The organism is Delftia sp. WSY_16, from assembly GCF_043104415.1.
Lineage (GTDB): Bacteria > Pseudomonadota > Gammaproteobacteria > Burkholderiales > Burkholderiaceae_C > Comamonas > Comamonas tsuruhatensis.
Genome location: NZ_JBICKS010000041.1, coordinates 131456 through 144045, shown reverse-complemented (window position 1 = coordinate 144045; position 12590 = coordinate 131456). Strand labels below are relative to the sequence as shown.

General features: G+C 67.7%; 12 protein-coding genes. 6 read left to right on the top strand and 6 right to left on the bottom strand.

Annotated features, from left to right (window positions below; genetic code table 11):
- From ACF8O7_RS25385 to ACF8O7_RS25370, 4 genes are all read right to left on the bottom strand, one after another.
- Positions 1–1065, bottom strand: a complete 1065-nt coding sequence (locus ACF8O7_RS25385; RefSeq protein ID WP_016449203.1) for a hypothetical protein — start codon at positions 1063–1065, stop codon at positions 1–3.
- Positions 1066–1151: 86 nt separating this feature from the next.
- Positions 1152–2462 carry an ergothioneine biosynthesis protein EgtB gene (gene egtB, locus ACF8O7_RS25380; protein WP_126312129.1) on the bottom strand — a complete coding sequence of 437 codons (1311 nt, stop codon included), beginning with the start codon at positions 2460–2462 and terminating at the stop codon, positions 1152–1154.
- Entirely contained in the window at positions 2449–3507 is a 1059-nt protein-coding gene (gene egtD / locus ACF8O7_RS25375) for an L-histidine N(alpha)-methyltransferase (RefSeq protein ID WP_046241879.1), read from the bottom strand. The genes egtB and egtD overlap by 14 nt, the downstream gene beginning before the upstream one ends.
- Before the next feature lie 362 nt (positions 3508–3869).
- Positions 3870–4484, bottom strand: coding sequence for an OmpW family protein (locus ACF8O7_RS25370; RefSeq protein ID WP_016449200.1), 615 nt, complete (start codon positions 4482–4484; stop codon positions 3870–3872).
- Between the two features lie 230 nt (positions 4485–4714).
- Here ACF8O7_RS25370 and ACF8O7_RS25365 point away from each other — a divergent pair, with 230 nt between their 5' ends.
- The 5 genes from ACF8O7_RS25365 to ACF8O7_RS25345 all read left to right on the top strand — a co-directional run bounded on the left by ACF8O7_RS25365 (position 4715) and on the right by ACF8O7_RS25345 (position 11388).
- Positions 4715–5230, top strand: a complete 516-nt coding sequence (locus ACF8O7_RS25365) for a sigma-70 family RNA polymerase sigma factor (RefSeq protein ID WP_016449199.1) — start codon at positions 4715–4717, stop codon at positions 5228–5230.
- Complete coding sequence (locus ACF8O7_RS25360; RefSeq protein WP_212645408.1) at positions 5227–6264, top strand: FecR domain-containing protein; 1038 nt, start codon at positions 5227–5229, stop codon at positions 6262–6264. The genes ACF8O7_RS25365 and ACF8O7_RS25360 overlap by 4 nt, the downstream gene beginning before the upstream one ends.
- Positions 6265–6366: 102 nt before the next feature.
- The gene (locus tag ACF8O7_RS25355; protein WP_016449197.1) at positions 6367–8838 is read left to right on the top strand and encodes a TonB-dependent siderophore receptor; all 2472 of its coding nucleotides are present in this window, start codon (positions 6367–6369) and stop codon (positions 8836–8838) included.
- Between the two features lie 279 nt (positions 8839–9117).
- Positions 9118–10650 carry a hypothetical protein gene (locus tag ACF8O7_RS25350; RefSeq protein ID WP_046240617.1) on the top strand — a complete coding sequence of 511 codons (1533 nt, stop codon included), beginning with the start codon at positions 9118–9120 and terminating at the stop codon, positions 10648–10650.
- A gap of 117 nt (positions 10651–10767) precedes the next feature.
- Complete coding sequence (locus tag ACF8O7_RS25345; protein ID WP_016449195.1) at positions 10768–11388, top strand: glutathione S-transferase family protein; 621 nt, start codon at positions 10768–10770, stop codon at positions 11386–11388.
- Between the two features lie 36 nt (positions 11389–11424).
- Here ACF8O7_RS25345 and ACF8O7_RS25340 read toward each other — a convergent pair whose 3' ends face one another.
- Both ACF8O7_RS25340 and ACF8O7_RS25335 read right to left on the bottom strand, forming a co-directional pair.
- Positions 11425–11760 (bottom strand): type II toxin-antitoxin system YafQ family toxin, encoded by a 336-nt coding sequence (locus ACF8O7_RS25340; protein WP_016449194.1) that lies wholly within the window; start codon positions 11758–11760, stop codon positions 11425–11427.
- The gene (locus tag ACF8O7_RS25335; RefSeq protein WP_043790100.1) at positions 11760–12056 is read right to left on the bottom strand and encodes a type II toxin-antitoxin system RelB/DinJ family antitoxin; all 297 of its coding nucleotides are present in this window, start codon (positions 12054–12056) and stop codon (positions 11760–11762) included. Before ACF8O7_RS25335 ends, ACF8O7_RS25340 begins: the two co-directional genes overlap by 1 nt.
- A 262-nt stretch (positions 12057–12318) precedes the next feature.
- Here ACF8O7_RS25335 and ACF8O7_RS25330 point away from each other — a divergent pair, with 262 nt between their 5' ends.
- Positions 12319–12573 (top strand): hypothetical protein, encoded by a 255-nt coding sequence (locus ACF8O7_RS25330; protein WP_016451380.1) that lies wholly within the window; start codon positions 12319–12321, stop codon positions 12571–12573.
- The last annotated feature ends 17 nt before the right edge of the window (positions 12574–12590 follow it).

Here is a 12590-nt window from a genome sequence, read left to right as displayed (position 1 = left end):
TCAGCGCCTGCGCGAGCGCTCGCGCAGTTCCTGCGAGGAATAGAAGATCAGCGGGTCCGGCGTGCGCTGCGGATTGGCGCAGGGCTCGATGGCATGGCCGCGCGGCGGGGCGCAGCGGGCCAGGTCACGCAGCTGGGCCTGGGTTCGTTCGGCGTGGCGCGCGGCGGTCTCTCCTTCGGAGGGGCGGCTGCCGGGCACGATCAGGCGCAGCTCCATCTTGCGGATGGCCGGCTCCACGGCGTAGGTGCCCTGGAACTGCAGCACCACGCGGCGCTCGGGCAGGTCCACCGTGGCCAGCACGGCACGCATGGGCACGGGAATCATCGCTCCCGACTGGTAGCGCACCAGCACGAAGGGCGCAAAGGGCTTGGGCAGCTTCAGCGCCAGCGTCTGGCCCTTGCCGTTTCCATTGCCGTTACGCGCATCGGCACGCACACGCAGCTGTCCGCCATCGGGCAGATAGCGGTCCAGCCGCCAGCCGGTGGCCACGCGCTGCGCGCCCACACAGGGCGCGTAGTAGTACTCGGTGGGGTCGGCATCCTTGCCCGTGTACAGCATCTGGGCGCCTTCATGCTCGGTCAGCGTCTTGATGGCCGCATCGGCGCCATCCGCCTGGGCGCCGACCAGCGTGCCGCCGCGCACGAACACGCCCGTATACGGGAACCAGGTGGTGCGCTGGTTGGCCACGGCGCCATAGGGCTTGCATTCGGTGGACATGCTCTGGTCCTGCATGTCGGCATGCGGGGCCACGGGCTCGCCGCCCTGGCCGCCGCCCTGGTCGGCCAGGGTCAGGCGGCCATCGGACTCGATGGTGAAGGTGGCCTTGGCCACCATGGAGTAGTAGCGGCCGGCTGCGTCTTCGCCGATCAGCAGCAGGCTGGGCAGGGGCGTGAGGTTGGCCACCTCGGGCTCGGCGCGCGGCGTGTCGGCCGGGGCCTGGGCAGGCACCTGGGGCCGGGGCTGCTCCTGTGGCTGGCTGGGCGCCGGAGCCTGGGGCGGCGCAGTGGCGCAGCCGGCAAGGACCAGGGACAGCGGCATGGCAAGAACAAGCGAACGCAACAACATGGAACTCCCTCGGATCATTGAGGCCGACGATGCTACTGCATGCACCGGCGGGCGGCGCAATGCATGGGGATGCGGCAGGGGCAGGCTCAAGCCGGATCCCGCGCCAGCCGCAGGCCGGTCATCTGCCAGCGCGCCTGCGTGGGAAAGAAATTGCGGTAGCTGGCGCGCGCATGGCCTGGCGGCGTGAGGCAGGAGCCGCCCCGCAGCACATACTGGTTGACCATGAACTTGCCGTTGTATTCACCCACGGCGCCCTCCGCGATCTGGAAGCCCGGGTAGGCGCCGTAGGCGGACTGGGTCCATTCCCAGACCTCGCCCAGCGCAAGGCTGCCGGGCTGCATGGCGCGCGGGTGCACGGGGCCGGGAGGCTCGTCGTGCTCGGGGCGCTGCGCCATGGGCGCGGCAAAGGCCGCCTCCCATTCCGCCTCGGTAGGCAAGCGCGCGCCGGCCCAGCGCGCATAGGCGTCGGCCTCGAAAAACGAGATGTGGCAGACGGGGCGGCGCCCGTCCAGCGCCAGCGCGCCATGCAGGCTGAACTCCTGCCACGTGCCGTCCGATGCGCCATCCAACGCGCCGCCTGCATTGCGCCGCCAGTACCAGGGATGCTCCAGTTGCTGCGCGCAGCGCCAGTCCCAGCCTTCGGCCAGCCACCACTGCGGCTGGGCATAGCCGCCGTCCTCGACGAAGCGCAGGAACTCGGCATTGCTCACGGGCCGCTGCGCGATCTCGCAGCCTTGCACAAACACCTCGTGGCGCGGGCGCTCGTTGTCGAACGCAAAGCCCTCGCCGCCATGGCCCACGGCATGCATGCCACGCGGCACGGTCTGCCACTGCAGCGGGGCAGGCGTTCCATCTGCCGGCCCAGGCGCAGGCATGCCCTCTTCCTGCTCTCGATAGGCAGGCCACAGCGGGTGGCACGACAGCAGGTGCTTGATGTCGGTCAGCAGCAGTTCCTGGTGCTGCTGCTCATGCTGCAGGCCCAGCTCCAGCAACGCGGCCAGACGCGCAGGCGGCTGCGTGCCCCAGTCCTCGAACATCTGCAGCATGCGCTGGTCCACGGCTTCGCGGTAGGCCAGCACCCGTGCCAGCGAGGGCCGGGTCAGCAGCCCGCGCTGGGCACGCGGATGCCGCGCACCCACCTGCTGGTAGTAGGAGTTGAACAGCACGCGGAAGTCGGGATCGAAGGGCGGCACGCCGGGCGCGTGCTCGGCCAGGACAAAGGTCTCGAAGAACCAGGTGGTATGCGCCAGATGCCATTTGGCAGGGCTGGCATCGGGCATGGACTGTACGCAGGCATCCTCGGCGGACAAGGGGGCGGCCAGCAGCACGGTGGTCTGGCGCACGGCCTCGTAGCGCTGCACCCAGCGGAAGACGGCGGGCATTTCACGCATGGGCATGGATCACCGCAAACCACTGGCGCTCATCGGTCCAGACCTGGCAGGCCCCGAAACCCGCACAGGCCAGCATGTCCAGGAAGTCGGGCAGCGGGTATTTGTAGCTGTTCTCGGTGTGTATGGTCTCGCCGGCCGCGAAGTGCCGCAGCCCCTGGGGCCAGCCCACGATCAGCGGGCGCCGCGCGCGCAGGTGCATCTCGATGCGCGAGTGCTCGGTGTTGAAGAAGGCCACATGTTCCCAGTCGCCCTCGTTGAAGTCGCTGCCCAGCAGGTGGTTCACATGGCTGAGCAGGTTGAGGTTGAAGCGCGCCGTCACGCCCTGGGCATCGTCATAGGCAGGCTCCAGCCACTGTATGGGTTTGGGCAGGTCTATGCCGATCAGCAGCCCACCGTCGTCGCTGAGCAGGGCCCGCATCTGGCCCAGCATGCGCTGGGCCTGTTCAGGGTCGAAGTTGCCTATGGACGAGCCCGGGTAGAACAGCAGCCGGCCGGCCTGCGGGATGTAGGGCGGCAGGGCCAGCGGCTCGGTGATGTCGGCCGTGACGGCATGGGCCTGCAGCTGCGGAAACTCCTCGGCCAGGCGCCGCACGGACTGGCGCAGGAAGGCGCCCGCAATGTCCACGCCCACGAAGTGCCGTGGACGCAGGCTGCGGCACAGGCCGCGCACCTTTTCGCAATTGCCGGCGCCCAGCTCGATCAGCACCTCGCTGCCGCGCAGGGCCTCGGCCATGGCCGGACCGGAGTCGGCCAGGATGGCAGCCTCGGTGCGCGTGGGGTAGTACTCGGGCAGCCGCGTGATCTGCTCGAACAGGTCGCAGCCGCGTGAGTCATAGAGAAACTTGGGCGAGACCCGGGCCTGCGGCTGCATCAGCCCGTGCTGCAATTCGGCCAGGGTTGCTCGCAGGGCGCTGTCTGCCAGCTCCGGCGCAGCCTCTCTCCTGCCACCTTCGGCCGGTGTGCGCGGGGCCGAAGGCAGGGGCAGGGGCACGCGCTGGGCGCGCGACGCCAATGGAGGGGAAGACACGGAATGATCGTGGGCATACAGCATGGTGGGGGCCTCGCGTTGTGCGCCGACCGCCTCAGCATGGTGAATGCCGCGCCCCCGCCTTGCAGCGGGGAGCGGTCGCCAAGGGGGCGGGCAGCCAGAATGAAGCCTGCAAACTGGCGTCCCGCCTCGCAAGGCGCGCGCCGACAGGCCGAGGCACCAGCCTAGGCGCCCGCCCCGGGCACGCGGGTAGGACAGTTTCCAGCGAGCGTGTCTTTTTCATGACCTGCAGATCTGGTGCGCTGCAGCATGCCGGACGAAAAAAATCCGGTATGCCGCGAACGGCATACCGGACCAAGTACCCATCCTTGCCTCACTACGCGCTGCCGGATGAAGCAGCGCGTGCCTCGCTCATGATCCGAAGATCAGAAGCGATAGCCCAGTCCCACGCCAACCAGCACGGGGTTCACCTTGAAGGTGCCCACCTTGGTGCCGCCAGCGCGCACGTCCGTCTCGATGAAGACTTTCTTCACGTCGAAATTCAGCGACCAGTTCTTGTCCAGCGCATAGTCGAAGCCGATCTGCAGCGCGCCGCCAAAACTGTTCTTCTTGATGGAGGGGTTCAGCGCGGCCTGCACGGCGGGATCGAAGTTCACGCTGGAAAAGCGCGTGAAGTTGACACCGGCGCCCACGTAGGGCTTGAACGCGCCGAAATTGGTGAAGTGGTATTGCGCCAGCAGCGTGGGCGGCAGGTGCTTGAGGCTGCCGATCTGACCCAGGCCGTTGGCACGCAGGTCATGCTTTTGCGGGTAGGTCAGCACCAGCTCGGCCGCGATGTTGGGCGTGAAGAAGTAGGACACGTCCAGTTCGGGCATCCACTTGTCATTGATCGACAGGCCCAGGCCCGTGCTGTCCTTGTTGACGCTGTCCAGGTGGACGGCGCGCACGCGCACCATCCAGGGGCCTTCGGCCTGCTGCGCAAAGGCGGCACCCGACGACAGGGCGCAAACGGCAGCAACGGCGAGCAGAGTTCTTTTCATGATGGAGAGTCTTGGAGTAGCCCGGGGCAAATCCCGTAGCTGTATTGCAGCAGGGGCAGGCAAGGCCGGTCTTGTCCTAGCTCAAATCCGAAGGTGGGCGCCGTCGCATGGCCGGATCGCGTTGGATGCATGCAACGCCATGCGCGGCAGGCCAGTTGCGGCCAGGCTGCAGCCATTGCTCAAATAGAATGCGAATCATTATCAAATCCGCTTTCCCAGGAACCCGCTCCATGGCCGCCGCGCCTTCGCACCCCGATATCGCCCTGCTCTACAGCGACCACCACGGCTGGCTGGTGGGCTGGCTCAGGCGCAGGCTGGGCAATCCCTGCGATGCGGCCGACCTGGCCCAGGACACCTTCATTCGCGTGCTGGGCAAGCCCCAGTCCCTGCATGGCGTGCGCGAGCCGCGCGCCTGGCTCACCACCATCGCCCACGGCCTGGTCGTGGACCACACACGCCGCGCCGCGCTGGAGCGCGCCTGCCTGGACGCCATCGCCAGCCTGCCCGAGCCGCTGGCACCCTCGGCCGAGGAGCGCCATCTGCTGATCGAATCCCTGGTGCGCATGGACAACCTGCTGGCCGGCCTGCCGCCCAAGGCCCGCAGCGCCTTTCTGCTCTCCCGCCTGGAAGGCCTGAGCTACCCCGAAATCGCCCTGCAGCTGGGCGTGTGCCTGAGCTCCGTCGAGAAATACATGGCCACCGCCATACGCCACTGCCTTGCCCTGCGCAGGGAACTGACGGCGTGAGCACAGACCAGGCCCCCCAGGCGCTGGAACAGGCCATTGCCTGGGCCGTGCGGCTGGCCTCCGGCACGGCCACCGATGCCGACCGCGCCGCCTGCCAGGCATGGCGCAGCAGCCACGCCGCGCACGAACAGGCCTGGCAACAGGTCCAGGCGGTGGAGGCCCAGTTCGCCCTGCCCGCCGGCCAGGCGGGCCTGGCCCACGGCGTGCTGCGGTCCGCCGGCCCAGGGCCGGCGCGAGGCCGGCGCGCAAGCCTGCAGCGGCTGCTGTTCCTGGGCCCCGCTGCCCTGCTGCTGGGATCCATGGCTTGGCGCTGGGCTGCACCGCGCGAGCAGATCGCGCTGGAAACGGCCATTGGTGAGCGCCGCAGTACCCTGCTGGCCGACGGCAGCCGCCTGCACCTGGCACCGGACACGCTGGTGCAGGTGGATTTCACCTTGCTGCGCCGCGTGGTCCGCCTGGCACGCGGCGAGATCTTCATCGACACCGGCAGCGACCCGCGCTCCCTCGCGGGCCGACGCTCCTTCTGGGTGGAAACGCCGCTGGCCCGCTTCGAGGCCCTGGGCACCAGCTTCGGCGTGCGCCACGAAAAACACCCGGACACGGCCACGCGCCTGTACGTCACCGAGGGCCGCGTGGCCATCCATGTCAGGGCGCTGGACGGCACTGCGCCAGGCACCCTGGACGCCATCGTCGCCACCTCCGGCGAAACCCATGTGCTGCACGCCGGCCAGCACCGCCCTGTGCGCCTGCCCGACGAAGGCCTGGTGCCCGACGCATGGACCGACGGCGTACTGGTCGCCCGCCGCATGCGCCTGGACGCCTTCGTGACCGAGCTGTCACGCCAGAGCGGCATGCCCATGGAATGTGCCGACGACGTGGCTGCCCTGCGTGTTTCAGGCGTATTCCAGCTGGACGGCCCGGATCCGGCGGGTCGTGCGCTGGCCGCCATTGCCCGCACGCTGCCTGTGCGTGTGGAGCGCGGACAAGGTGCAGCCAGCGGTGCCCGCAGCGCCAGGCGCCTGGTCAAAGCCTGAGCCGGAATTTTTTCAGGCAGTCATTACGGGTTTCACACCGCCCGTTCGGCATAGGAGCAAAGACATCGCTTTTTCCTTTGCCGCTTCTCAAGGACTGCCTCCATGCCCAGCCTGCCCAGCACCCGCCGCGCCGCCCATCCACCCTCGTGCACACGCCCCACGGCGCTGGCTGCACAGGCCTTGATGCTGGGCCTGTTGATCACGCTGGGCCTGCCCATGACCGCCCTGGCCCAGAGCCCGAGCTCCGCCCCGGATGCCAGATCCATCCGGTTCGACCTGCCGGCCGGTGAACTGGAGACCAGCCTGCACAGCCTCGCGCGCCAGGCAGGCATCACCCTCTCGTTCGATCCAGCCCTGGTCCAGGGCCGACAGTCGGCGGCGCTGAGCGGTACGCGCGGCGTGCACGAAGGGCTTGCCGCCCTGCTCGCCCCGCACCAGCTGCAGGCCACGCGCACGGCCGAAGGCGGCTGGGCCGTGCACCGTGCGCGGCCCGGGGCCGCGGCCGAGCATGCGCTGCCCACCGTGAACGTGCTGGCCGATGCCGAGCATGAAAGCGCCTGGGGCGCCGTGCCCGGCTACGGGCCGCGCCGCAGCGCCTCGGCCATGAAGATGGATGTGCCGCTGCTGGAGACGCCGCAGCAGGTCAGCATCATCGGCGAGGCCCAGATCCGCGACCAGGCCATCTCCAGCGTGGCCGAAGCCGTGCGCTACAGCGCGGGCGTGCGTCCCATGGACTACGGCATCACCGATGACGACGTGGCCGTGCGCGGTTTCTATCTGACCGGCACGGGCCTGTACCGGGACGGCATGCGCATGGTCCACAACGGCTTCATGACCAACCTGGAGCCGTATGGACTGGAGCGGCTGGAAGTCGTGCACGGCCCGGCCTCGGTGCTGTACGGCCAGTCCGCGCCCGGCGGCCTGATCAATGCCGTCACCAAGCGCCCGCGCGCCGGCATGCAGCGCGAAGTGGGCGTGGAATTCGGCAGCCACGACCGGCGCCAGCTCACGGCCGACATCGGTGGCGCCATCAATGAACAGGGCACGGCGCTGGCACGGCTGACCGTGCTCAAGCGCGAATCGGGCACGCAGTGGAACGGCCTGCGCGCCGACCGCAGCTACATCGCCCCCTCCTTCACACTGCTGGGCGAGCGCACCAGCCTCACCGTGCTGGCGCAGTACCAGGAGGACGAAACCGGCTTCGTCATCCCCTACTACCGCCAGACGCCTGCGGGCTGGTCGGCCACGGACATCAACGTCAGCGGACCGGGATCTGGCCACCACAAGCGCAACGCCAGCGTGGGCTGGCTGCTGGAGCACCGGCTGAACGACCAGCTCACGCTGCGCAACAACCTGCGCTACCTGGACGGCCGCAACGACCGGCGCGAGATGCGCAACCGGGGCCTGACGGCCGACCAGCGCGGCATGGCACGCCTGGCCATGGTGCGGCCCGACGCCGAACAGACCTGGGTCATGGACACGCAGATCGAAGGCCGCCACCGGACGGGTGCCGTCTCGCACCAGTGGGCCGTGGGCTTCGACTACTACCGCTCCAGGCTCGACTGGCGCATCTACTCGCTCAACGGCGCCGTGGCGCCGCTGGACCTGGTCAACCCCATCCACATCGCGCCGAACTGGAATGACAACTACCTCAGCGACCGCGCGCTGGCCCGCACGCACCAGGCGGGCCTGTACGTGCAGGACCAGATCAAGTTCGGCGAGCGCTGGGTGCTCAGCGCCGGCCTGCGCCGCGACAGCGCACGCATAGACACCGACTACGACGCGCGCGCCGCAGCCAACGCGCCCTTCGCCATCACCACCGTGCGCCGCACCGACAGCGCCGTCACCGGACGACTGGGCCTGATCTACCTGGCGCCCAGCGGCCTGGCTCCCTATGTGTCCTTCAACAACTCCTTCCAGCCGCCGCTGACCACGGTCACGGCCACCGACGCCAACGGCAGGCCCTACGAGCCCGAGACTGCGCGCCAGTTCGAGGCCGGCCTGCGCTACGCGCCGCCGTCGACCGGCTACACGCTCAGCGCCGCCGTGTTCGACCTGCGCAAGCGCAATGTGCGCACGCCATCCACACTCAACCCGCGCTTCGACGTGCAGACCGGCGAAGTGCGCAACCGGGGGCTGGAGCTGCAGGCCCAGGGCGAGATCGGCGGCGGCTTCTCGGCCATTGCGGCCTATACCTACCTCGACTCCAGGGTCACGCGCAGCAACAACGCCATCGAGATCGGCGCGCGCCCCGGCGCCACGCCGCGCCATGCCGCATCGCTGTGGGGCAAGTACCAGCGCGGCGCCCTGGAGCTGGGCCTGGGCCTGCGCCACATCAGCGCCACGCCTGGCGAGCTGCCCATGGACGGCGTGAAGACCCCCATGAACGACGCCTACACGCTGTGGGACGCCATGGCCGCCTACACCACCGGCCCGTGGCGCTTCTCGGTCAACCTCAGCAACCTCACCGACAGGCAGTACCGCACGCAATGCAACACCTTCCGTGGCGGCGCGCAATTCTGCGCGCTGGGCTTCGGGCGTGAGGTGCGTGTGGCTGCGGCCTATCGGTTCTGAGTGCCGCCATTGCTGCCCGCCAGGGCGGGAGCAATGCAGGCCCCGCTCTTGGAACAACGCCTGGCGGACAGCAACAGACCGCCCACTCGGCATGCATCTGCAGCACGCTCGGTGCAGCTTCCATCCGGCACAGCGCATCGCGGACCTGCTCGTCTGGATCGGATGGCGTTGCACCGCCGCAGCTGCATTGGTTCAGCCGCGCACCACGCCATCGACTTGACATTTCGCCCAGTCCACACCGCGCTCTGCTGGCGACAATCAGGTCTTTGAAAGGCGCGCATGCACTACGGCAAATCCCAGGCCATTGGAGACAAGAGCATCTTCATCATCGACACCGCCATGAGCGTGGTCGATGGCCGGCTCTACTACGAGTACTGCAACAAGGGGGACAGCACAACGTCCTTTCTGCGCGCCGTTGATGTGGCCACCGGCAACGTGCTCTGGGACCACCGCATGCGCGAGAGCGAGGGCATGTCGTGGTTCGTGGACGAGCGGCATCTGATGCTCTGCGACCAGGTGCTTGATGCCCGCACCGGCGAATGCCTGTTCGACTTCCATGCCGTGCCGGGCATGCAGGCCAGGCATTGGCCCGTTCCCGTGGAGCTGGACGCGCATCGCTGGCTCGTCGCGATGGAGGAGAGCAGTCCCGAGGGCCGCTATCTGCTGCTGGACCGTCGCACCTGGCAGGGCAGCACGCTGGCGCTGGGCCTGCAGGGTGCGTTTGTGCTGGAGGGGGCGGTCTACGGCTGGATCGTCCACCCTGAGCGCTCGGAGCTGCGGCGCTGGCATGAAACAGACGGGCACACCGAGCATGTGCTGTGGGTGGACAGTGCCCGCGACCTGTACTCGCCCGCCATTGCAGGCGCGTGGGCCGTGTTCGGCCCCGGCAGCAGAGACCACGTGGACATCGATGCACCCTGGCTTCGCATCCATCCTTGCAGCGGCGAAGTCCTGGCCATCACACCTCCCGTTCAACCTGACGATGAGCGCCGGCATGTGCATGCCCAGCGGGCAGCGCATCGTGACGGCGTGGTCTATTTCTGCTTTGCACGCCAGGGCATGTATGGCTATGACATTCGCAGCAACCGTTTCGGACCGTGCCTGTCGCCTACCCATGTCAGCGCGCCGCAATGCCATGCCGGCGTCCTCTATGGAATACAGGACAGGCACGAGGACGGCATGGAGCGGGCCTATCTTGTCGCCGTGGACCCAGACACCGGCGCCCCGCTTTGGGAAACCCCGTGCAGCAGCCGCAACTACAGGCATCTGAGCGTGAGCGAATGCGGTGTCTTTCTGGGCATTGCGGGCGGCAAAATCCAGCACCTTCCGCCAGCGGGCCGCAGGCGCAGCACCCCAACGGCAGAGCCTGCCAAACGCGCCAAACGCGCCAAACGCGCCGAAAGCGCCAAGGCCGCCACCCGGCCAGTACGCACCGTGCCGCCCGAGTCTCCCTATGCACACATGCTGGACGACATGCCCACGCTGCTCGATGCCCTGCAGGCGCGCGCCTGCGCGCAGAGCCCGGATAGCACCCTCACGGCCGTGGCCGTCTCCAAGCCCTGGGCCATGGTGGCCTGCATCGAATATGGCGAGGACCCCGACTTCCCCCATCTGCGCCTGCTGGATCTGCAGACCGATGCCTGGATCGCGCTCGACTGCAACGACCTGATCGACGCCCCCATGATTGAAGGCATCACGTTCGTGGATGGCCAGGACGGGCAGCTGGACCTGCTACTGCATGACGGCGGCCGCCACACCATCCACATTGACCTGCCCGCACGCACCGTGCGCTGGAATGCCGAGCAGGCATAGGACAAGACAACGATGCCGCTTGCACGACCGTGCAATCCGCACTAAGTTGGGGGGCCGGTCCGGCCATCGGCGCCGACGGCAGAATCTGCCCGTATCCCACCCCTACCCGTCTCTTTCATGACCACCCTCAAGCTCTACTACGCTCCCGGCACCTGCGCCCTGGCCGCCCGCATCGCCCTGATCGAGGCCAATGCGCCCCATGAAGTCGTCAAGCTCGATTTCTCCAAGGGCGAGCAGCGCAGCCCCGAATACCTGGCCATCAATCCCAAGGGCCGCGTGCCCGCCCTGGTGACCGAGCGCGGCGTGCTCACCGAAACGCCGGCCCTGCTCGCCTATATTGCCCGGCGCTTTCCCGAAGCACGGCTTGCCCCGCTGGACGATGCCTATGCCTTCGCCCACATGCAGGAGTTCCACGGCTACCTGTCCTCCACCGTGCACGTGGCCCACGCCCACGGCCGGCGCGCAGGCCGCTGGGCCGATGACGAGGCGGCCATTGCCTCCATGCAGCGCAAGGTGGCAGCCAACATGGCCGAATGCTTTGGCGTGATAGAGCGCCATTACCTGGGCGACGCGCCCTGGGTGCTGGGCTCCGACTATTCCGTGGCCGACGCCTATCTGTTCACCATTGCCGGCTGGCTGGAGGGCGACGGCGTGGACATCGCCGGCTTCCCCAAGGTGCAGGCGCACTTCAAGCGCATGGGCGAGCGCGCTGCCGTGCGCGGGGCGCTGGGGAGCTGAGAGGGAGAGGCTGCCCGCGGCCTGCGATGGCCGCGCTCAGCCAAACAGATCGCCGTGGGTTCCAAGGCGCTTGAAGATGACGATCTCCATGTCCTTGGCTTCGGGATGCGGATCAATGCGATAGATCAGCAGGAAGTCCCCTCCCAGATGGATGTCCCGGTCGCCCGCGTCCCATTCATCGTCGGCGATCAAGGCGTGATCGCTCCACTGCGCCGACAGCACCTGTTGCGCCGTGTGGGCGATGAGCAGGCCGCCGACCTGGTTCACCAGAGCCATGTCGTAGCGGCCTGATGCCGCCATGCGCTGGTAGTCCTTCTTGAAGGTCTTGGTGTACGCGATGGTGCGCAGCCTGCAGCCCTTCTTGCCGGCCATCAGGCTTCATCCCTTTCCATGGCCTGCAGCATGGCTTCAACAGAGGCATGTCCAGGTTCACCGCCTCTGGCGATTTCTCTCGCCTCCAAAGTGGCCTGCCGGTTTGTCTCGCGACGCAGCCGCATCGCCTGCACCTGCTCCGCCGTCAGCCGCAGGTCAAAGGGAATCCCGTTGTGCAGCACAACGCCCTGCAGAAACATGCGCACGGCGGCGTTCACGTCCATGCCCAGCGTAGAAAGTATGTCGGCAGCGCTGTCGTAGATCTTGTCATCCACGGTAGTACGGATGATGGTCATCTTTTGCTCCTTTGAGGTCCCTTGCCGACATATTTTAGGCAATCTCAAATCAACCGTTGCTGCGACCTTCCACACGCATTCACTTGCAAAAACAAAAAACCAGACAGCCATTCGTAAATTTCCCTTGGCAGTCCACCAAGCCCCAGACCTCTACCGCCGCCCCCAAGCCTTGCCTAAAGTCGCCAGGACAGGCAGGGGCGTTGCGCAAGGCGGCGCCTTTTCGCCATTCCAGAAACGACGGATTCAGACGACAGGGTGGAGCATGCAAAGACAAGCCAGGGTGATTGCCATCAACAACCAGACAGGGCTCATCGGTCTGCAGCCGGAGGGAGAGGACAGCTGCGTGCTGGCGCAGCAGCTCGATACCCGCCCCGTGAATACGGGCCAGATGCTGTCAGGGGAGATGGACAGCGTGGGCATGGAGACGTTTGTGAACGCGCAGACGCAGGACCGCATCGAGGTCTTTGTCGAGGCCTACGGGCTGTCTGCGGAGGCCGTGGAGCTGGCGATGCGCTGAGTGGGCCGGCCAGCGAA

Bases quoted from the DNA above. Each gene is read 5' to 3' on its own strand.
- ACF8O7_RS25385 (WP_016449203.1), bottom strand. From the start codon at position 1,065: ATGTTGTTGCGTTCGCTTGTTCTTGCCATGCCGCTGTCCCTGGTCCTT.
- ACF8O7_RS25340 (WP_016449194.1), bottom strand. From the start codon at position 11,760: ATGGCCGGCAAGAAGGGCTGCAGGCTGCGCACCATCGCGTACACCAAG.
- ACF8O7_RS25335 (WP_043790100.1), bottom strand. From the start codon at position 12,056: ATGACCATCATCCGTACTACCGTGGATGACAAGATCTACGACAGCGCT.
- ACF8O7_RS25370 (WP_016449200.1), bottom strand. From the start codon at position 4,484: ATGAAAAGAACTCTGCTCGCCGTTGCTGCCGTTTGCGCCCTGTCGTCG.
- egtB (WP_126312129.1), bottom strand. From the start codon at position 2,462: ATGCCCATGCGTGAAATGCCCGCCGTCTTCCGCTGGGTGCAGCGCTAC.
- ACF8O7_RS25330 (WP_016451380.1), top strand. From the start codon at position 12,319: ATGCAAAGACAAGCCAGGGTGATTGCCATCAACAACCAGACAGGGCTC.
- ACF8O7_RS25350 (WP_046240617.1), top strand. From the start codon at position 9,118: ATGCACTACGGCAAATCCCAGGCCATTGGAGACAAGAGCATCTTCATC.
- ACF8O7_RS25355 (WP_016449197.1), top strand. From the start codon at position 6,367: ATGCCCAGCCTGCCCAGCACCCGCCGCGCCGCCCATCCACCCTCGTGC.
- ACF8O7_RS25345 (WP_016449195.1), top strand. From the start codon at position 10,768: ATGACCACCCTCAAGCTCTACTACGCTCCCGGCACCTGCGCCCTGGCC.
- egtD (WP_046241879.1), bottom strand. From the start codon at position 3,507: ATGCTGTATGCCCACGATCATTCCGTGTCTTCCCCTCCATTGGCGTCG.
- ACF8O7_RS25365 (WP_016449199.1), top strand. From the start codon at position 4,715: ATGGCCGCCGCGCCTTCGCACCCCGATATCGCCCTGCTCTACAGCGAC.